Source organism: Sphingomonas sp. (assembly GCF_035910975.1).
GTDB lineage: Bacteria > Pseudomonadota > Alphaproteobacteria > Sphingomonadales > Sphingomonadaceae > Sphingomonas.
Genome location: NZ_JAMHWM010000005.1, coordinates 185,815 through 204,439 on the forward strand (window position 1 = coordinate 185,815; position 18,625 = coordinate 204,439).

At 68.2% G+C, this 18,625-nt stretch carries 20 protein-coding genes and 1 tRNA gene; 13 read left to right on the forward strand and 8 right to left on the reverse strand.

Annotated elements, in window-relative coordinates; translation table 11 throughout:
- Nucleotides 1–14: 14 nt before the first annotated feature.
- The 8 genes from VYI76_RS00910 to VYI76_RS00945 are packed head-to-tail and all read left to right on the forward strand — an operon-like array spanning nucleotide 15 to nucleotide 6,587.
- A complete protein-coding gene (locus VYI76_RS00910) occupies nucleotides 15–212 on the forward strand; it encodes a ferredoxin (RefSeq protein ID WP_326522884.1) in 198 nt (65 codons plus the stop codon).
- Nucleotides 209–1,429 carry a cytochrome P450 gene (locus VYI76_RS00915; protein ID WP_326522885.1) on the forward strand — a complete coding sequence of 407 codons (1,221 nt, stop codon included), beginning with the start codon at nucleotides 209–211 and terminating at the stop codon, nucleotides 1,427–1,429. Before VYI76_RS00910 ends, VYI76_RS00915 begins: the two co-directional genes overlap by 4 nt.
- A gap of 7 nt (nucleotides 1,430–1,436) precedes the next feature.
- Nucleotides 1,437–2,711, forward strand: a complete 1,275-nt coding sequence (locus tag VYI76_RS00920) for an NAD(P)/FAD-dependent oxidoreductase (protein WP_326522886.1) — start codon at nucleotides 1,437–1,439, stop codon at nucleotides 2,709–2,711.
- On the forward strand, nucleotides 2,708–3,427 hold the full coding sequence (locus VYI76_RS00925) for an enoyl-CoA hydratase/isomerase family protein (protein WP_326522887.1): 720 nt from the start codon (nucleotides 2,708–2,710) through the stop codon (nucleotides 3,425–3,427). The genes VYI76_RS00920 and VYI76_RS00925 overlap by 4 nt, the downstream gene beginning before the upstream one ends.
- Nucleotides 3,424–4,605: a CaiB/BaiF CoA transferase family protein gene (locus VYI76_RS00930; protein ID WP_326522888.1), complete on the forward strand. Its 1,182-nt coding sequence runs from the start codon at nucleotides 3,424–3,426 to the stop codon at nucleotides 4,603–4,605. The genes VYI76_RS00925 and VYI76_RS00930 overlap by 4 nt, the downstream gene beginning before the upstream one ends.
- A 10-nt stretch (nucleotides 4,606–4,615) precedes the next feature.
- A complete protein-coding gene (locus tag VYI76_RS00935) occupies nucleotides 4,616–5,059 on the forward strand; it encodes a hypothetical protein (protein ID WP_326522889.1) in 444 nt (147 codons plus the stop codon).
- Between the two features lie 3 nt (nucleotides 5,060–5,062).
- Entirely contained in the window at nucleotides 5,063–5,998 is a 936-nt protein-coding gene (locus VYI76_RS00940) for a dihydrodipicolinate synthase family protein (RefSeq protein ID WP_326522890.1), read from the forward strand.
- A gap of 37 nt (nucleotides 5,999–6,035) precedes the next feature.
- The gene (locus tag VYI76_RS00945) at nucleotides 6,036–6,587 is read left to right on the forward strand and encodes an FAS1-like dehydratase domain-containing protein (protein WP_326522891.1); all 552 of its coding nucleotides are present in this window, start codon (nucleotides 6,036–6,038) and stop codon (nucleotides 6,585–6,587) included.
- Nucleotides 6,588–6,590: 3 nt separating this feature from the next.
- Here the strand turns inward: VYI76_RS00945 and VYI76_RS00950 are convergent, their stop codons facing one another.
- Nucleotides 6,591–7,073 carry a MarR family winged helix-turn-helix transcriptional regulator gene (locus VYI76_RS00950; RefSeq protein ID WP_326522892.1) on the reverse strand — a complete coding sequence of 161 codons (483 nt, stop codon included), beginning with the start codon at nucleotides 7,071–7,073 and terminating at the stop codon, nucleotides 6,591–6,593.
- 150 nt (nucleotides 7,074–7,223) lie between these two features.
- On the opposite strand from VYI76_RS00950, the gene VYI76_RS00955 reads away from it, so the two are divergent.
- Entirely contained in the window at nucleotides 7,224–8,957 is a 1,734-nt protein-coding gene (locus VYI76_RS00955) for an FAD-binding protein (protein ID WP_326522893.1), read from the forward strand.
- A 55-nt stretch (nucleotides 8,958–9,012) separates the two neighbouring features.
- Complete coding sequence (locus VYI76_RS00960) at nucleotides 9,013–10,395, forward strand: MFS transporter (RefSeq protein WP_326522894.1); 1,383 nt, start codon at nucleotides 9,013–9,015, stop codon at nucleotides 10,393–10,395.
- 406 nt (nucleotides 10,396–10,801) lie between these two features.
- Here VYI76_RS00960 and VYI76_RS00970 read toward each other — a convergent pair whose 3' ends face one another.
- The 6 genes from VYI76_RS00970 to VYI76_RS00995 form a co-directional block, all read right to left on the reverse strand.
- Nucleotides 10,802–11,116, reverse strand: a complete 315-nt coding sequence (locus tag VYI76_RS00970; RefSeq protein WP_326522895.1) for a hypothetical protein — start codon at nucleotides 11,114–11,116, stop codon at nucleotides 10,802–10,804.
- A 309-nt stretch (nucleotides 11,117–11,425) separates the two neighbouring features.
- Nucleotides 11,426–11,502: transfer RNA gene (locus VYI76_RS00975), tRNA-Arg, on the reverse strand.
- A gap of 60 nt (nucleotides 11,503–11,562) precedes the next feature.
- Entirely contained in the window at nucleotides 11,563–13,416 is a 1,854-nt protein-coding gene (gene feoB / locus VYI76_RS00980; RefSeq protein WP_326522896.1) for a ferrous iron transporter B, read from the reverse strand.
- On the reverse strand, nucleotides 13,413–13,667 hold the full coding sequence (locus VYI76_RS00985; protein ID WP_326522897.1) for a FeoA family protein: 255 nt from the start codon (nucleotides 13,665–13,667) through the stop codon (nucleotides 13,413–13,415). Before VYI76_RS00985 ends, feoB begins: the two co-directional genes overlap by 4 nt.
- A gap of 66 nt (nucleotides 13,668–13,733) precedes the next feature.
- Entirely contained in the window at nucleotides 13,734–14,390 is a 657-nt protein-coding gene (locus tag VYI76_RS00990; RefSeq protein ID WP_326522898.1) for a COQ9 family protein, read from the reverse strand.
- A complete protein-coding gene (locus tag VYI76_RS00995; RefSeq protein WP_326522899.1) occupies nucleotides 14,390–15,313 on the reverse strand; it encodes a DMT family transporter in 924 nt (307 codons plus the stop codon). Before VYI76_RS00995 ends, VYI76_RS00990 begins: the two co-directional genes overlap by 1 nt.
- A gap of 82 nt (nucleotides 15,314–15,395) precedes the next feature.
- Between VYI76_RS00995 and VYI76_RS01000 the strand changes: the two genes are divergently transcribed.
- Nucleotides 15,396–16,337 carry a 50S ribosomal protein L11 methyltransferase gene (locus VYI76_RS01000; protein ID WP_326522900.1) on the forward strand — a complete coding sequence of 314 codons (942 nt, stop codon included), beginning with the start codon at nucleotides 15,396–15,398 and terminating at the stop codon, nucleotides 16,335–16,337.
- Here the strand turns inward: VYI76_RS01000 and phhA are convergent.
- On the reverse strand, nucleotides 16,334–17,200 hold the full coding sequence (gene phhA / locus VYI76_RS01005) for a phenylalanine 4-monooxygenase (protein WP_326522901.1): 867 nt from the start codon (nucleotides 17,198–17,200) through the stop codon (nucleotides 16,334–16,336). The genes VYI76_RS01000 and phhA overlap by 4 nt on opposite strands.
- Before the next feature lie 24 nt (nucleotides 17,201–17,224).
- Here phhA and VYI76_RS01010 point away from each other — a divergent pair, with 24 nt between their 5' ends.
- Entirely contained in the window at nucleotides 17,225–17,869 is a 645-nt protein-coding gene (locus tag VYI76_RS01010) for a TIGR02117 family protein (protein WP_326522902.1), read from the forward strand.
- 20 nt (nucleotides 17,870–17,889) lie between these two features.
- Entirely contained in the window at nucleotides 17,890–18,576 is a 687-nt protein-coding gene (locus VYI76_RS01015) for an esterase/lipase family protein (RefSeq protein ID WP_326522903.1), read from the forward strand.
- Nucleotides 18,577–18,625 lie beyond the last annotated feature (49 nt).

Consider the following 18,625-nt stretch of genomic DNA (forward strand, 5'->3'; position numbering starts at 1 on the left):
CGGGGGAGAGGTCGATGAGGATTGTTATCCATCCGGACAAATGCATCGGCGCCGGCCACTGCGTCGTCGCCGCGCCCGACGTGTTCGACCAGAACGAGGACGACGGGATCGTCGAGTTGCTCGAAACGGTGCCGACCGAGGACCGGCGCGAGGCGGTGAAATCGGCTGCCCGGCTGTGTCCGGCGCTGGCGATCGAAGTGTTCGAGGCATGACGACGATACCGGTCGACGCGGCGACGCTGCCGGCCTTTCCGCCGCGTCGCGAAACGCCGCCGCTCGACCCGCCGAAGCTCTACTCCTTCTTCCGCCAGCGCGAGCCGATCGCGCGGGTCCGGCTGTGGAATGGCAACGCCGCGTGGATCGTCACCCGGTGGGAGGATGTGCGGACGGTCCTTGCCAGCCCCCATGCCAGCGCCGTCACCAGCAATCCGGGTTTCCCGACCTTCTCGTCGGCGCGCGCCGCGCAACTTTCGGTGCGCAAGACCTTCATCAACATGGATCCGCCGGAACACTCCAAATATCGCCGCGTGCTGACCAAGGAGTTCACGATCAAGCGGCTGGAGGCGCTGCGGCCCGCGATCCAGCAGGTCGCCGACCAACTGCTCGACGCGATGATCGCATCGGGCTCGCCGGCGGACCTGCGCGAGGGTTTCGCGATGCCGATGCCCGCAACGATCATCTCGACGATGCTGGGCGTGCCGTACGAACACCACGATCAGTTGCGGGCGTGGACCGAGCAGCGCAACGAACTGAACGGCGATCCGGAGGCCGTGCGGTCGGCGGCGAACCAGATGCTCGCCCTCATCAGCGACATCCTGCGACAGAAGGAGGCCGAACCGGGCGACGCCGACCTGCTGTCGCGCATGGCGCGCGACTTCATCCTGCCTGGCGCGATCACCCACGACGAAGGCGTGCAGATGGCATCGCTGCTGTACGCGGCAGGGCACGATACCTCGGCCAACCAGATCGCGCTCGGGATGCTGAGCCTGCTGCAGGATCGCGCCCAGTTCGAAGCGGTCCGCGATGATCCGGCGATGCTCAAGCCGGCGATCGAGGAGATGTTGCGGTTCAGCACGATCGTGCATTTCAATTCGGTGCGCGTCGCGACCGCCGACATCGCGGTGGGCGACGTCACCATCAAGGCCGGGGAGGGGATTTTCGCGCTCCTGTCGGCGGCGAACCGTGATCCCGCCGTGTTCGAGGATCCCGACGCGTTCGACATCTTCCGGCCGCGGCACGATCACCTCGCCTTCTCTTACGGCATCCACCAATGTCTGGGCCAGCCGCTCGCGCGGATCGAACTGGAGATCGCGTTCGAGACCATCCTCCGGCGCCTGCCGAACCTGCGCCTGGCCGTACCGGCGGACACGCTGAAATTCGACGAGGACACGATGGTGTTCCACGTCAAGCAACTGCCCGTCGCATGGTAGGTCGTCCGTGATCCCCCGGTTGGCGGACGACGGCGGCGCACCCGCCGGCGTGGTAATCGTCGGCGCAGGCCAGGCGGGCATGCAGGCCGCGCAGTCGCTGCGCGACCTGGGCTTTGCCGGTAAGGTCACGCTGATCGGCGACGAACCCGGCCTGCCGTACCAACGGCCGCCGCTGACGAAGGCGCTGTTGCTCGGGTCGATCGAACCGGCCGGACTGGTCACCCACCCCGCCGAATGGCTGGATGCCAACGCGATCGATTACCGGCCGGGGCTTCAGGTGCGCGCGATCGACCGGGCCGCGCGGTGCGTGGCGTTGTCCGACGGCAACGCGGTGCCCTACACGCAGCTCGTGCTGGCGACGGGCGCACGCAACCGCGAACTGACGGTCGCCGGCGCGGGTGCATGCGCGCTCCACCATGTCCGGACACACGTCGAGGCTTCGTCGCTGCGCGCCGCGCTCGCGACTGCAAACAGCGTTGCGGTTATCGGTGCCGGCTTCCTTGGTCTGGAAGCGGCGGCCTGCGCCGCCGCGATGGGTCGTCGGGTCACCATCATCGACGTGGCGGACCGGGTGCTGGCGCGTTCTGCAAGCCGTCTGGTGGCAACGGCGATCGCACGCCACCACCGCGACGCCGGGATCGACATCCTGCTCGGCCAGTCACTGGAGGGCTGTACCCGGATCGGCGATCATGTCGAACTGTCGCTGCTGCCCCACGGTGCCATTCTGGCCGACGTCGTGCTGGTTGCGATCGGTGTCGTGCCGAACACCGAGCTTGCCGACGCGGCGGGACTCGCCGTGTCGGACGGTATCGTCGTCGATCATCGGCTCCGGACGACCGATCCGTACATTTGGGCGATCGGCGATTGCGCACGCTTTCGCGACGACGACCGTGGCGGCGCGCTGCGGATCGAATCGGTGCAGAACGCGGTCGATCAGGGCCGGTTCGTCGCCGCCCAGTTACTCGCCGGCGGCGACCGCTACGATCAGGTGCCGCTGTTCTGGAGCGACCAGCACGGCCTGCGACTACAGACCGCCGGGATCGTCGGCGGCGATGGCGACGACCGGGCGATCGTGCGCGGCGATATGCGCCAACCGAGCTTCTCGGTCTATCACCTCGACAGTGGGCGGCTGCTTGCGGTGGAATCGGTCAACGATTCGCGCGGGCACATGCTGGCACGCAAGCTGCTGGCGGCGCGCGCCATCATCCCGTCGGCGGCGATCGAGGATCCTACGGTTGATCTGCGGGCCTTCCTGGTCCCGGCGCAGGGGGTGGCGGCATGACCGACAGCGTCCTCTATCACTCACGCGACGGCATCGCGTTCATCACGCTCAACCGGCCCGCGCGCAGGAACGCGATCGACGAGGACATGGCCGGCCGCCTCGAAACAGCGTGGCAGCGCTTCGAGGACGGCGCGGACGTCGTCGCCATCCTCGGCGGCGCGGACGGCAATTTCTCGTCGGGCGTCGACATGAAGGATCCGCCGCGCAGCGGGTCGCGCTGGGCGCCCAACCTGGGCGTGCGGGTGACGAAGCCGATCATCGCCGCAGTGGAGGGCTATTGCATCGCCGGCGGGATGATCCTGCTCCAGCAGGCTGATCTCGCGGTGACGTCGGCCACGGCGGTGTTCAGCTACCCCGAATCGCGGATCGGCTTCTCGAAGGGCGTCGCCTCGGCGCTGGCGGCGCGCGTACCCCACAAACTGGCGATGGAGATGCTGCTGCTCGCGCAGACGCACAGCGCCGCCGACCTGCACCGCGCCGGACTGGTCAACGCGATGGTCGCACCCGGGGGCACCGCCGACGCGGCGCTGGCCTGGGCCCGGACGCTGGCGGCGAACGATCCCGACTGCATGCGCCTTATCAAACAGGGCGTGCTCGACATGTTGCCCAAGGCACCTGGTGAAATTGCCGCCCAGCTCCGCTGGGCGTCCGACCGGCTCCGAGGCAATCGCCGGATCGGCGACCCCGACGCAGCCAAGAAGGATCGTACCGCATGACCGCCCCGCCCCGCCCCGACGCAGCGCCGCTCACCGGGTTGAAGATTATCGATCTGTCGCATTTCATCTCCGGCCCGTTCGCGACGATGCTGCTCGGCGATCTCGGCGCGGAGGTCATCAAGGTCGAACCGCCCGGCGGCGATCCGACGCGGCTGATCCCGCCGTTCATTTCAGAAGGCAACAGCACCTTCTACTACAGCGTGAACCGCAACAAGCGCGGTATCGTGCTCGACCTGAAGAGCGATCCCGGCAAGGCGGCGCTGCGCGATCTGCTCGCCGACGCCGATGTCGTCGTGCACAACTTCCGCGCCGGGGTGATCGAGCGGCTCGGGTTCGATTTCACGACGCTGCACGCGCTCAATCCGAAACTCGTGATGTGCGCGGTCTGCGGTTTCGACAGCGTCGGGCCGTACGGCGAGCTTCCGGCGACCGACTCGCTGGTCCAGGCGATCTCCGGCGTCATGAGCATCACCGGCGATCCGGACGGACCGCCCGCGCGGGTCGGCTACCAGATCGGTGATACCGCCGGCGCCTTGTTTGCGTCGGTCGCGATCCTCGCCGGACTCCAGGCACGCAACCGCGACGGGACGGGCCGCTATGTCGAGGTATCGATCCTCGACGCCCAGCTCAGCCTGCTGGTCTGGCAGGCGCAGGATTATTTCACTCACGACATCGTCTATTCGCGGGTCGGCACCCGGCTGGCCAACATGCCGCCCAGCCGCGCCTATCAATGTTCGGACGGGCGCTTCGTCTATGCGACGCCCAGCGCGCTACCGCGCTGGTGGTCGGGCTATGTCAACGCGCTCGGGCGACCCGACCTGCTCGATGACCCGCGGTTCCGCACGATCGACGATCGTCGCCGGCATGTCGTCGAACTCGAACGGATCATCGAGGACGCGTTCGCAAAGCATGATTCGGATCATTGGGTCACCGCGTTCCAGCGGATGGGAGTGCCCGTCGCGCTGGTCCAGACGATCGACGAGGCCTTTGCCTTCCCCACCGTCGCGCGGCGCGAGATGATCGTGGAGGTCGAAAATGCCGACGGCACGCGCCAGCGCATGGTCGGCAATCCGATCAAGGCCGGCGGCCCCGCCAGCTTCACCGCCCCGCCGACGCTGGGCCAGCATACCGACGAGGTGCTGGCCGAGCTCGCCGCGCGCCGTGCGGCGGCTGGGTGAGCGCGGCGTCGTGACCGCCCCGCTTCGCGATAGCGATCCGCGGTTCGATGTCGGCGCGACCATCCCGCCGCGACGCGTGCCGCTGTCGTTGCAGCGGCTGGTGATGGAAGCCGGGGTCAATCGCGATTTCGCGCCGATCCATCACGACATGGACGTCGCCCGGACCGGCGGCGCGCCGGGCGCCTTCACCAACTATGTTTTCCTGCAGTCGGTGGCGGAATTCACCGTCCGCGAATGGGCGGGCCTCGACGCTCGGATCGAACGCATCGCGCTCAGACTGGGCGGATTCAACCCGGTGGGCAGCATCCTCGAATGCTCCGGGACCGTCGCATCGGCGGTGTCCGACGCGGCATCGCGGCTGGTGACGGTGACGATCCGGATTCAGGCCGACGACAGGATCACCACGACGGGGGAGTGCGAGGTGCGCTTTCCGATCGACAGCGAGGCACGATAGGCGATGACATCCAGGAAGATCGTGTTCGCGATGAGCACCACGCCGTTCACCGACGACGGCGCGCTCGACGAGACCGGCTTTCGCCGGCACCTGCGGCGCCTGCGCGATGCCGGTGTCGGCGTATATCTCGGCAGTCCGGGATCGGGCGAAGGCTATGCCCTGAGCGAAGAGGAACGGCGCAGGGTCTTCGAGATCGGCGTCGAGGAGCTCAAGGGCCGGGTGCCGGTCCACGCCAATCCCCCGGAGCCGCGGTCCGCCGCCGAACTGATCGCGTGGATGCGCATGGCGATCGACGTCGGCGTCGATTGCGTCGAACTCTATGCGCTCGACGCGGGCCACGGGATGCGGCCGCGTCCCGACGAGCAGCTCGCCTATTACGAGGACGTGCTGCGGGCGATCGACCATCCGATCGCGCTGTCGATCCACCGCGCCGCCTCGTCGTGGTCGCCCTCCTCGAAGCTGATCGGTCAGCTCGCCAAGAGCTTCTCCCAAATCCGCGCGGTCCACGTTATCGCCGCCGGCAGCGAGACCGCGCTGCAGGTGCGCGACGCCGTGCCGGACGATGTCGCCGTCTACACTGGAACCGCGACGCTGCTGCAGGATCTGCAGATGGGGCTGGACGGGTGCCAGGCGGCCGAAGGCAATGTCTGCCCAAACCTGCTGATGGGCGTCGCGCGCGACGTTGCCGCGGGCGACATGGCCAGCGCCGGCGAGAAGATGGCGATGATCCTGCGCCTCTACAAGCTGTCGGGCCGGTGGAGCCCGTCGAGCGCGCGCTGGGTCAAGATGGCGTTGCGCGTGATGGACGAACCGGGCGGCGACGTGCGGCGACCGTATCTGATGCCGCCGGCCAGCGAGATCGAGGTGATGCGCGCCGAACTCGACCGGATCGGGATCCTCGCCGCCGAGGCCGCCGAGCGCGCACGGTTCGCGGCGTGACACGTGCCTTCACAATCCTAACCGCCGGGGCGCCCGAATGGCGCTGAAGCTGATCCCTGGCACGCTCGACGATGCCCGCGCATGGATCGGGCGCAGCCTGCCGCCGCGCACCGGCGTCGACGCCGCCACGATCGCCGACTTCCGCCGCAAGCTGGAGGTGCAGGGCGTCGATATCCCGATCCACACCGATCCCGGGGTGGCCCGCGCACACGGCTATCGCGACGCGGTGGCGCCTGTCAGCATGCTGCGGCCGATCTCCACCCGCGCCTATTGGACCGTCGGCGACCCCCTCTCGCTCGAACCCTATGTTCCTGGCCCACCGGTTTTCGAATTCGTGCCCGGACCCGGCGACCGCGTCATCGTGACCGGGGTCGATACCCGCTATCATGAGCCGGTCTATCCCGGCGATCGCATCGTGTCGGTATCGACCATCACCGATGTCCAGCCCAAGAGCACGTCGATCGGCGAGGGGATTTTCCTGTGGGTGGAGACGCGCTACGCCAAGGAAGCGAGCGATGCGCTGTGCGCCGTCGAGATGCTGTCGTTCTTTCGCTACACGCCGCGCGCCGGCCATGATCGGGCGGATTGACGGTCATTCCCGCGACGGCGCGACCCGCCGGGTATCGCCGGACGCGGGCGCATCGTCGCCGCCGGCATCGACGATCGTCGCCAGCATCGTCGTCAGCGCCGTCCGGTCGGGCGGCGACAGCCGCTCGAGCAGCCGCGTCTGCACGCGCTCGACCCCGGCGCGGCAGACCACAAGCAGCGCCGCGCCGTCCGCCGTCAACTGCAACAGCTTCTGGCGCCGATCTCCGGCGCTGCGGTCGCGCGAGATCAGACCGCGCTTTTCGAGCCGTTCGAGCACGTTGCCGGTCGTGGAGCGATCAAACGCGATCAGCGCCGACAGCCGTGTGGCGTCGATGCCGGGATGCTGGCCGATCGCGACCAGCGCAGCATATTGCACCGGCGTCACATTATGGTCCGCGCATTCCTCCAGAAACAGCGCCCACGATATCTGGTGCGCGCGGCGAATGAGATGGCCCGGTTTCAAATATAGTTCGGCGAGGCTCGTCATCCCTGTTCTGCTTCGCTCGTCCTGGGCCGCCCGTCCGGCGATTTCGCGCCGGCGGGATCGCTCGGTCTTGGCGGCTGTAGGGGGTTATTGCAGGCCAGTCACGCGCGGAGCGCCGCTGCCCCGCGTGCCCGATCGCGACGGGATGCGGCCGTGACCCCGGCGGCGCCGGCGGACGCAACCGTGGACCTGCTGGTACTTGGTGCGGGTCCGGCCGGCATGACGGCGGCGCTGGTCGGCGCGATCGAGGGGCTCGACGTGCTGCTCTGCGAGAAATCGTCCCAGGTCGGCGGGACCGCCGCGACCTCGGCCGGTACCCTGTGGATCCCGGGAAACACGCTCAGCCGTGACGCCGGGATGGCCGACAGCGCGGAGGCGGCCGAAACCTATCTCGACGCACTGATCGAGGCAGATGACGATCACGGCCTGCGGCGCGCGTTCCTGGCGTCCGGCGATGCGGCAATCACCTATCTGATGCGTCGCAGCGACGTGCAGTTCATGCCATGCGGCCGCCACCCGGATTATAAAGCGAACCGGCCCGGCGCGGCGGTCGCGGGACGGGCGATCATGCCGGTCCCGTTCGACGGCCGGCGCTTGGGCGCGGATTTCGCGCGCGTCCGCCCGCCGATCCCCGAATTCATGGTGCTGGGCGGAATGATGGTCGGCAAGGCCGACATCCCCAGACTGTTGGATCGGTTCCGCTCCCCGTCGGCATTCCTGTATTCTGCGCGGCTGTTCGTGCGCTACCTGACCGATCGCCTGCGCTACGCACGCGGGACACGGCTGATGATGGGCAACGCGCTCGTCGCGCGACTCTACGCCAGCCTAAAAACGGCGGGCGTGGAGATCGCTTTCGACAGCCCGCTCGTCGGACTCATCCGCCGCGATGGCCGCGTCGTCGGCGCGGTGGTGGGCTACGGCGGCCGAACGCGGCGGATCTTCGCGCGGCGAGGGGTCGTGCTGGCGACCGGCGGATACGCCCGCAACGCGGATTTGCGCGCGCGACTTATGCCGGCTCCTGCGCCCGCCGACTCCATGGCGTCCGAGCAGAATCTCGGCGAGGGCATCGTCGCGGGAATGGCGATCGGCGCCTCCCTTGCCGCGGCGAGGCGGGGCAGTGCCGCATTCTGGACACCCGTCTCCCGGATCGCGCGAGCCAATGGAACGACCGGCCTGTTCCCGCACCTGTCGCTCGATCGCGCAAAGCCCGGCATCATCGCGGTCGATCGATCCGGCCGGCGGTTCGTCAACGAAGGTGATTCCTACCATGATTTCGTCGAGGCGATGTTCGCGCGCAACGCCTCCACCCCGGCGATCCCCGCCTACCTCGTCTGCTCCACTGCGTTCGTGCGGCGTTTCGGCCTGGGCGCGATCCACCCCGGCACCACCAACCTGCGTCCCTTCACCGACAGCCGGTACATATATGCCGCCTCGACGCTCGCCATGCTGGCCCGGCAGATCGGCGTCGATCCGGATGGACTGGAAGACAGCGCGCGGCGCAACGACGCCTATGCCCGCACCGGCCATGATCCCGACTTCGGCAAAGGCGAGAGCGAGCTCAATCGCTTCAACGGCGATCCCGGAACCGCTCCAAACCCCTGCCTCGGCCCGTTGGGCGAGGGGCCGTACTGCGCGATCGAAATCTGGCCCGCCGAGATCGGATGCAGCATCGGCCTCGCCACCGATGCCGACGCCCGCGCGCTGGACGACGACGGCCGGGTGATCCCCGGGCTGTACGTCTGCGGCAACGACATGAATTCGATCATGGCGGGCACCTATCCCGGACCGGGAACGACGCTGGGGCCGGGGATCGTGTTCGCCTATCGCCTCGCCCGCCACGCGGCCGGTGCCGCGTCGGGCGGCGGAGCCGACGTCGCTTGCGCTTGACGCCATTTCATATATCATTGGTTCGACCAATAATTTGAGTGAATGGGAGGAGCGTTTGGCCGCAGCATCCAGCGTCGTCCGTGTCCCACTTGTCACGAAGCACGGCTATGGGCTGGGCCTCTACGGGCTGGCGATCGCGCAGACCGCGTTCACCGTCCTGATGATCTACTGCTACACTGACGTGTTCGGGCTGAGCGCGACCCAGGCCGGGTGGATCATCTTCATCGGATCGGCGGTCGATATTGCGGTCAATCTGGTCGTGCCGTGGCTGACCTCGCGGACGACGTCGCGGTTCGGGCGCTATCGCCCCTATGTCATCTACGGCTCGGGCTTCTTCGCGCTGGCGTTCGCGGCGATGTTCATCCGCCCGTCGCTGGCGAGCGAAGGGCTTCTGATCTACGCGTTCGTCACGCATCTGACCTACCGGTTCGTCTACGGGTTCATCCTGACGCCCTATTCGTCGCTGATAAGCCGGATGTCCGAGGACGCCGACGAGCGCGCCTCGATCGGGTCGGTAAAGGCGGCGTGGAGCAATCTGGGCGTCCTTACCTCGGCCTATCTCGGGCTGGAGGTGATCGCATGGCTCGGCCGTGGCAACGCCGCCACGGGCTTCACCTATTTCGCCGTGATCGGCGGCGTCATCGTATTCGTTGCGCTGCTCGTCTCGGGGCTCCTGTCGCGCGAACAGGAGGGCCAGACCGAGCAGATGGCGGCGGAGACCGGGCATTTCGGCGAGGCGATGGGCCTGATCCTGCGTAATCCGCAGTTGCTCTACTGTTTCGCCGCGACGGTGCTGTTCTTCGTCGGCTATCTGTGCCTCAACAGCAGCATCATCTATTATTTCAAATACGTCCGCGCCGATGCCGAGCACGCCAAATATGCAGTGCTGTTCGCGGCGCTTGGCGGGATCATCGCCCCGGTCGGCTGGTCGATCATCGTACGCCGGACCAGCAAGGCGGCGACCTGGACGGCCGGGTCGGCGATGATCGTGCTGGGGTGCGTGCTGATCTCCAGCCTGACGATGCCCGCGCTATGGGTCGTCCTCGCGCTGTATTTCCTGATCGGGGTCGGCAAGAGCTCGATTCAGATGAACTATTATGCGCTCACCGCCGACGCGGTCGATTTCGGCCATTGGCAGAAGGGCCGCCGCGCCGAGGCCTATGCGTTCGGCCTGCTGTCGATCATGAACAAGGTGGGCTATTCGCTTGGCGGGCTGGCGATGGGATACGCGCTGGCGTGGGCCGGCCTGAGACCCAATGTCGAGCAGACGGCGACGACGGTTGACCGCCTCCAGATGATGGCCGGCTATCTGCCCGCCGCGGTCATTGCGATCTCCGGCCTGCTGATGCTGGGGTTCAGGATCAATACGGCGTTCCACGGCGTGATCGTGGCCGAATTGCGGGCCCGATCAACGCCGTCGCGTGCAGACGCACACTGACGATTGCTTTGACTTTCTGCCCATTATAGCCGCTTTGGGATCCAGTTTCCCTGATAAATGCAGCGGTACTAGCCGCTGGGACGTCATAGTCGGTGCAATCGGAACCGCCGGTTTGCGTCAAATAACGTCACACGGTCGCTGGATGCCGAATTTCCCAATGGTCTGAGATCGGGTCATTGGACCTATGACGCTGGCTGAGAGGCTGCGATCCTGTCTCCTTCGGGTTCAACGAAGGATACAGGTCAAGGCGCTGTTCGCTGGACTGGACGTATCGCGGGAAGCGACGCCGATCTGTGTGATGTGGCGCGATGAAACGTTCATCGCGGTTCGCGGCGGGCCGCTGATGCCGGACGCTGTTCGCGTCCCTGAGCCATGCGCGGTCGGTGCTGGGGGCATGGCGCGACGATTACAGCCACGCGCGGCCGCATAGCGGAACAGGCGGACTTACGCCCGCCAGCGCCTTCACGCTTGCAACGGTTATCCGGACCCCGCCGTCGATCTCTCGTCGGTCCAGTCGCCCGGACTTCATCAGGTCGTTGATCTTCGTGCGACCCCAGCCGAGCGCGCGACCGGCCTCCGCGATCATCATCGGAAGCACGTCGGTATTCAGCACCGACAGATCGGGGCGACGGCGCTGGGCTGTCTCGACAGGCACGGCGGTCGCCGGCTGCGTCAGGTCGCCGGGCTCGATCGCCTCGCGCACCATCGCGTAGGACTTCACGACGCCTGCCGCTGCGAAGTCTTGGATCAGCCGAGCAGCGTCACCAACCTCTGCTGCCTCGACCAGCTCAATCGCCTCGTTGGGCGTCAGCGGGCGAAATGCGCTCAGGGTGGATCTCCGATCGTTGCAAAGACGTCGGGATCAGATGGACAGCAAAGGCGAAGAACCACTTATGCGGTCCGGCTCGGGAGCGGTGGTGTTCGCCGTTGTTCGCGCATGATCGCGACCAGATGCGGGAGCGGAGTGGGGAGCGGCGGACAACAATCCGCCCATTTATGCAGCTTTCTCGATCACCTGTCGGATCGAAAATGGCGCACCCGACAGGATTCGAACCTGTGGCCTCTGCCTTCGGAGGGCAGCGCTCTATCCAGCTGAGCTACGGGTGCCGGTGCGTGGGGAGGGTGCCTAGCAGCGCGCTTGCGCGGGCGCCAGTCCCTTCGCAGCCTTCAGCCCAAACCGGCGGCGACGGCGATCCAGTAAGTCGCGCCGGCCGCGAGCCAGGCGAGCGCGAAGAGATAGGCGAGCATGAACAGCGGCCAGCGCCAGCCGTTGGTTTCGCGCCGGACGACGGCGATCGTCGACAGGCATTGCGGCGCGAACACGAACCAGGCGAGGAAGGCGAGCGCGGTGGCGAGGCTCCAGCGGCCGGCGAGGCGGTCGCCGAGTGCGGCGGCGCCGGCATCCTCGTCCTCAGCGTCGATCGAATAGACCGTCTGGAGCGCGGAGACGGCGACCTCGCGCGCGGCCATCGCCGGGATCACGGCCAGCGACATCTCGTGATTGAAGCCGATCGGGCGCAGCACGACCTCCAGCCCGCTGGCGATGCGGCCGGCGACCGAATATTCACTCTGCTTCACGCCTTCGGGAGCGACCGGATAGCTGGCGAGCAGCCACAGCGCGACGGTGACGCCCATGATGATCGTGCCGGCGCGGCGCAGGAACACCCAGGCACGCTGCACGAGTCCGATCAGCACGTCGCGCGGCGACGGCCATTGATAGCGCGGCATTTCCAGCAGGAAACCGCCGCCGACGCCCTTGGCAGCCGTCCGCCGGATCAGGACCGCGGCGAGCATCGCGCTGACGATGCCGGCGATGTAGAGCGCGAACATCACCAGCCCCTGGAGGCCGACGCCCGGCGCCACCTGGCGCGCCGGAATGAACGCGCCGATGATGACGGCATAGACCGGCAGGCGTGCCGAACAGGTCATCAGTGGCGCGACCAGGATCGTCGTCAGCCGCTCGCGCGGATCCTGGATCGACCGGGTCGCCATGATGCCGGGGATCGCGCAGGCGAAGCTGGAGAGCAGCGGGATGAACGCGCGCCCCGACAGACCGACGCCGGCCATCAGCCGGTCCATCAGCATCGCCGCGCGGACCATGTAGCCCGACGCTTCGAGCAGCAGGATGAACAGGAACAGGATGACGATCTGCGGCAGGAAAACCACCACCGATCCGACGCCGTTGATGATACCTTCTACAGCCAAGTCGCGCAGGAAACCCGGGGGCAGGCCGGCGACGGCGGCATCGGCCAGCCACGCCTGCGCGCCCTCGATCCAGCCGATCGGCGCTTCGGACCAGCTGAACACGGCCTGGAACATGACGAACAGCAGAGCGAGCAGGATCACGGGGCCGAACACAGGATGGAGCGCGACCGCGTCGATCGTGCGCGTCACCTGCCGGCCACGCGGCGCCTGGAGCGTGGAAGCGTTCGCGATGCGGCGTGCCTCGCGCTGGAAATGGCGGATGTCGGGATCGAGCGGGGCGGGCGTCGCGGGAATGGCCGGCGCGGCGAGCGTGTCGGCAAGCGCCGCCTTCAGCAGATCGAGCCCGCGACGACGAACCGCCACCGTCTCGATGACGGGAATGCCGAGTTCGGCCGACAGCGCCGACGCGTTTATCGTCAGCCCGTCGCGCGCGGCCATATCGACCATGTTGAGCGCGAGCACCATCGGCAAACCGAGCGTGCGCAGCTGGAGGACGAAGCGCAGGTGGTTGTCGAGGTTGGTCGCGTCGACGACGACGACGATCGCGTCGGGGCGTCGCTCGCCGTCCTGCCGGCCCAGCACGACGTCGCGCGTCACCTCCTCGTCGGGGCTCGAGGGGTCGAGACTGTAGGTGCCCGGCAGGTCGACCAGTTCGACCGGGCGACCGTCGTCGAGTGCGAGGCGGCCGGCATGGCGCTCCACGGTGACGCCGGGATAGTTGCCGACCTTTTGCCGCGCGCCGGTCAGCGCGTTGAACAACGCCGACTTGCCGGCATTGGGATTGCCGACCAGCGCGACCAGCGGGATCGTGCTCATGCCGCGGGCTGTACGGTGATCGCGCGGGCGATGTGGTTGCGGAAGGTGATGCTCATCCGGCCGATCCGCGCGGCGACCGGTCCGCCGCCCAGCGCGGCGCCGTGGAGGAGTTCGACTTCCACGCCCTCGTCCAGCCCGAACTCGCGCAGGCGACGCGTCTCGGCATCCGACAGCGCCGACCAGTCGATCGCGGCGACGGTGGCGGGGGTGTTGCGGCGGGCATCGGCGAGTCGGAGCGGCGGAGGGGTCATTTCCTGCGAGCGATTATCAATGACATCCGGCGGACGCCAGCCCCGTCGCGCGTCGGCGGCGGGACGCTATTGCATGGGGTAGCGCAGCCGGCCGACAAAGCGGCTGAGGCTCGGCAGGCGGTCGCGCTGCGCGAGGAACCCGGCCTTGACCTTTTCGAAGCGCATGATGCCGTCGATCCGCCGCGCCAGGAACGCGCGGGTATCGGCATGGCCGTCACTTTCATCGTTCAGGAACACCTGGGTCGTCGCGGCATAGACGGTGCCCAGGATCGCGCGCTTGGTATAGTGGTTGTAATCGGTCGCGGTGTCGCCCGCCGCCCGCCACATCACGTCGGCCGCGCGCCAGCCGAGCCGAGCGCCGGCGGAAAGGTTCTGCGGCATCGCCAGGATCGCGATCGCGCGGCGCAACGCCTCGCGGGTCGGCGCCAGCACGTCGAGCCGCGTCTCGACCAGCGCAGTGATGCGTTCGCGGATCTTCATCGCGGCGAGGGCGTCGGGCGGCAGCCGGTCGAGCATCGCGCGATCGACGGCGGCGAACCAGGCGTCGATCATGTCGACCGCGCCGCCGGGAAAGGCGAGGCGCGCAACGTCGGGATCCACTCGGTGCAAGGCGGAGGCCGCCTCGACCGCGCGGACGTTCCAGCCATCAAACGCGGCATTGGCGGCGACGTCGCCGGCCAGCGCGGCGCGGATTTCGTCGAGCGTTGCGTCTTCCAGTGCCATCACCGCTCCTTGTGGCCCTCCGCGCCCGCCGGTTCAAGCTGTTGCGGCGCATTGCCGCGACGGACGAGGACAAGGGCGAGGCCGACCAGCGCGGCGCCGAGCAGGTCGGGCAACCCCAGCCGCTCGTGATAGGCGAACCAGCCGATCGCACCCGCGACGATGGGCTGTGTGAGCAGCGCGATACCGACGACCAGCGGCGTCAGATGGCCGAGCGCGTAGATCATCAGCCCCTGCCCGACCAGTTGGCTGACGATCGCCAGGCCGAGAAGCGGCGTCCAGTTTCCCGGCCACACCCGCTCGCCGAGCAGGATCGCCGCGAGCAGCAGCGGCGCGGTGCCGAGCAGCGACGACAGTGCGAGCGCGGGCAGCGGCTGCATCGTTTCCCGCGCGCGCGCCATCGTCACGAAATAGACGGCGTAGAGCACCCCGGCCGTCAGGCACAGCAGGTCGCCGATCAGGTTCTGCGACGAAAGCTGTGCCGATCGCCCCATCAGCAGCGCCGCACCCGCCGCTGCCATGCCGAGCGCGAGCCCCTGCGTCCGGCTGGGCCAGCTGCGCGCGACGATGAAGGCATAGATCGGGAAGATCAGCGTCGCAGCATTGCCGAACAAAGTCGCGTTGGCGAGCAGTGTATGATGGATGCCGGCATGCCACGCGGCAAGATCGGCGGCGAAGGCGAGGCCGCCGAGCGCCAGCACGCCCCACAGCCCGCGCGCCTGCCGCACCGGGTTCTGGCCGAGCAGCATCGCCGCGGCGAGCAGCACCGGCGTCGCCAGCGCGATCCGCCAGAAGCCCGCCGCGACCGGCCCGACGTCGGCCAGCCGCACGAACCACGGACCGAACGCCAGCGCCATGTTCGACGCGAACAGCGCGGCGAGCGGCAGGGCCTTGGCTTGGCCTGGACGGGGAACCGCGCTGGTCATTGCCGGCCCCTTACGCCGTCACGGCTGGATTTGTCGCGCGCAATGTCCGATTGGGTGCCAACCGTTTTTTGGAAGAAAGCCGATGGCCGAGATCGACAGCTGGCGCACCAGCCTCCCCTGCACCCGCGCGGAGGCCGAGGCGATCGACGCAGCCGACGATCTGGCGATCGACGCGGTGCTGATGACCACCGAGGAAGCGGAGGACGACGTCACCCGCTGGCGGCTCGATGCGTATAGCGAGGCGCGGCCGGGCGCGGCGATGCTCGACCAGTTGCGCGCCCTGGTGCCGAGCGCGGCGGGCATCGAACCCGTCGTCGAGCCGCTGACCGCGCAGGACTGGGTGGCGATGAGCCAGGCCGGGCTGGAGCCGATCGCCGAGGGACGCTTCGTCGTCCATACCGAGGCACATCCGGTCGCACCCCCGCCGGGTGGCCGCGCATTCCGCATCGATGCCGGCCGCGCGTTCGGCACGGGGCACCATGCGACGACCAGCGGATGCCTGGCGATGCTCGACCGGCTGGCGGATGGCGGTTTCGGCAACGTCATCGATATCGGCACCGGCACCGGCCTGCTCGCCTTTGCGGCTGCGCATCTGTGGCCGACGGCTGCGATCGTCGCGACCGATATCGATCCCGCCGCGATCGACGTGACGCGCGAGAATGCCGCGCTCAACGGGATCGAGGGTGTCGAGCTGATCGTCGCCGATGGCGCGCTGAGCGACGCGATCACTCGCGCGGCGCCCTATGACCTGCTGATCGCCAACATCCTCGCCGGGCCGCTGGTATCGATGGCGCCCGAAGTCGCCGCGATCGCCGCGCCCGACGCCACGATCGTACTGGCCGGGCTGCTCGACACACAGCGCGAGGCGGTGGTCGCGGCGTTCGCGGCCTGCGGCTGCACGCTGGCGGAGGTCGATCGGCGCGGTGACTGGACGATCCTGCGGCTTACGGCGGGCGCCGAACGCTATGTCCCGCTCACCCCGCCCGATCCCAAGGGCCGCGATGGCTGGGCGCTGGATATCTAGACTTTGCTTCGCGCATACTCCTGCGTCCCGCGCGTGATGACCTCGTCCGCCGGCAGCACGGCATCGACCGGGATGTCCGGCTTGCCGACGATCTCCGCGTACAGCGGCGCGAAATCGGTCTCGACGGTCTGGCGCAACAGGTCGTCGAAACTGTCGATCACGAAATAGGTCTGCTGGAAATCGTCGATCCGGTAGTCGGTCTGCATCACCCGCTTCATATCGAAGCCGATGCGATTGGGGCTCGCATCGTCGAGCGCGAACTTCGATTCGGCGAAACTCGAGACGATGCCCGAGCCATAGATGCGCAGGCCCTCCGGCTCGGCGATCAGCCCGAACTCGACCGTATACCAGTAGAGCCGGGCAAGCTGTTTGAGCGCACCCAGCTCCAGCGCACGCAGGCCGCCCCGGCCATAGGCGGCGAGGTAATCGGCGAACACTGGATCGGCGAGCATGGGCACATGGCCGAACACGTCATGGAAGACGTCGGGTTCCTGCAGATAATCGAGCTGGTCGGGCCGGCGGATGAAATTGCCCGCGACGAAGCGGCGGTTGGCCATGTGATCGAAGAACACGTCGTCGGGAACCAGCCCCGGCACCGCGACCACGCTCCACCCGGTCAGCGCCGTCAACCGATCGGACAGCTCCTCGAAATCAGGGATGCCCGGCTTCGACAGCTTGAGCACGTCGAGGCCGCGCAGATAGGATTCCGATGCGCGGCCCGGCAGCAGTTTCGCCTGGCGCGCGAACAGGATATCCCAGGTCGCATGGTCCTCCGCCGAGTAATGCGCCCAGTCCTGCGGGATCGTCCAGTCGGGGTTCGCGCCCTCGGGCGGGCGATCCAGCACATGCGTTTCATCGGCCATCCAGCCCGCATAACATAGTCGCATATGATACGATACCGCAGCCTCGGCCGCCTGATCGGCATCATCGGACTGGCAATCTGCGGCTATCTGGCGGCTGGACTGCTGGGCGCAGTCATTCCCGCCAATCGCGACTGGACCGCGCCGGAACGCGGCATCCGCATCTATATCGAGGACGATGGCATCCACGCCGGCATCGTGCTGCCGGCGCAGGGATGGCAGGATATCGTCCGGCCCGAGCATCTGCGCGACCCGCGATACGCCGGTCATCGCTGGCGCAGCTTCGGCTGGGGCGATCGCGCCTTCTATGTCGGGACGCCGACGTGGTGGGACGTGCGGCCCGGCACGGTATGGCGCGCCGCGACGGGCAGCGACGCGACCGCGATGCACGTCGATGCGATTCCCGAACCACGCCCCGGCCCGCGCGTCCGCGCGCTGACGCTGCGGCCGGAGGAATATGCGCGCCTCGTCGCCTTCGTCCGCGCGAGTTTCGCGCCCGGTGCGGCGGTCCACGGCTATGGCGCGTGGGACGCCTTCTACCCCGCGCGCGGCCGATACAGCGCGATCCGTACCTGCAACGCCTGGGTCGGCGAGGCGCTGCGCCACGCGGGCATCCGCACCGGGCGCTGGACGCCCTTCTCCGCCAGCGTCATGCTGTCGCTGCCCGAATGACCGACCTCCCGCCGCCTCCCTTGTCGCTCACGCTCCGCGAATGGCCGCGCGCGGCGGTGACGGTCGCGCGGCTCGCGTGGCGCTGGCGTCGCCTGCCTATCGGCCAGGCGGGCGACGGACGGCCGGTGATGCTGTTGCCGGGGCTGTTCAACTCCGACCGCTCGAATGCCGCGTTGCGCGGCTTCCTCGGCCGGATCGGCTATGATGCCCATGGCTGGGGGCTGGGCCGCAACCTGGGGACGCGGACGATCGGCGCGGAGGCGGAACGGCTGATCGAGCGCGTCGAGGCGATCGGCGGCGGGCGACCGGTCACGCTGATCGGCGTCAGCCTGGGCGGGATCATGGCGCGCCTCGTCGCGCATCGCCGCCCGGAGCTGGTGCGCGAGGTGGTGACGATATCCTCGCCCTATGCCGGCCATCCCCGCGCGACCCGCGTGTGGCGCGCGTTCGAACTGTTCACCGGCGAGCGCGTCGATGATCCGCGCGTCGAGGCACTGCGCCGCGAGATCGTCGCGCCCCTGCCGGTTCCGGCGACCGCGATCTGGAGCGCGTCGGACGGGCTGGTCAGCGGACAGGCGTGCCGCGGCGGCGACTGTGCGGAGGTGGAGGTGATCAGCGGCCATCTGGGCGTGCAGTTGCAGCCGGAGGTTTTGCTGGCGGTGGCGCGGGTGCTGGGCGCATCGTGCGAACCCGATCCCCACGCATAGAAGGGCAAAGCAGCGTTCCCCGGCGCAGGCCGGGGCCCGGTTACGAAGC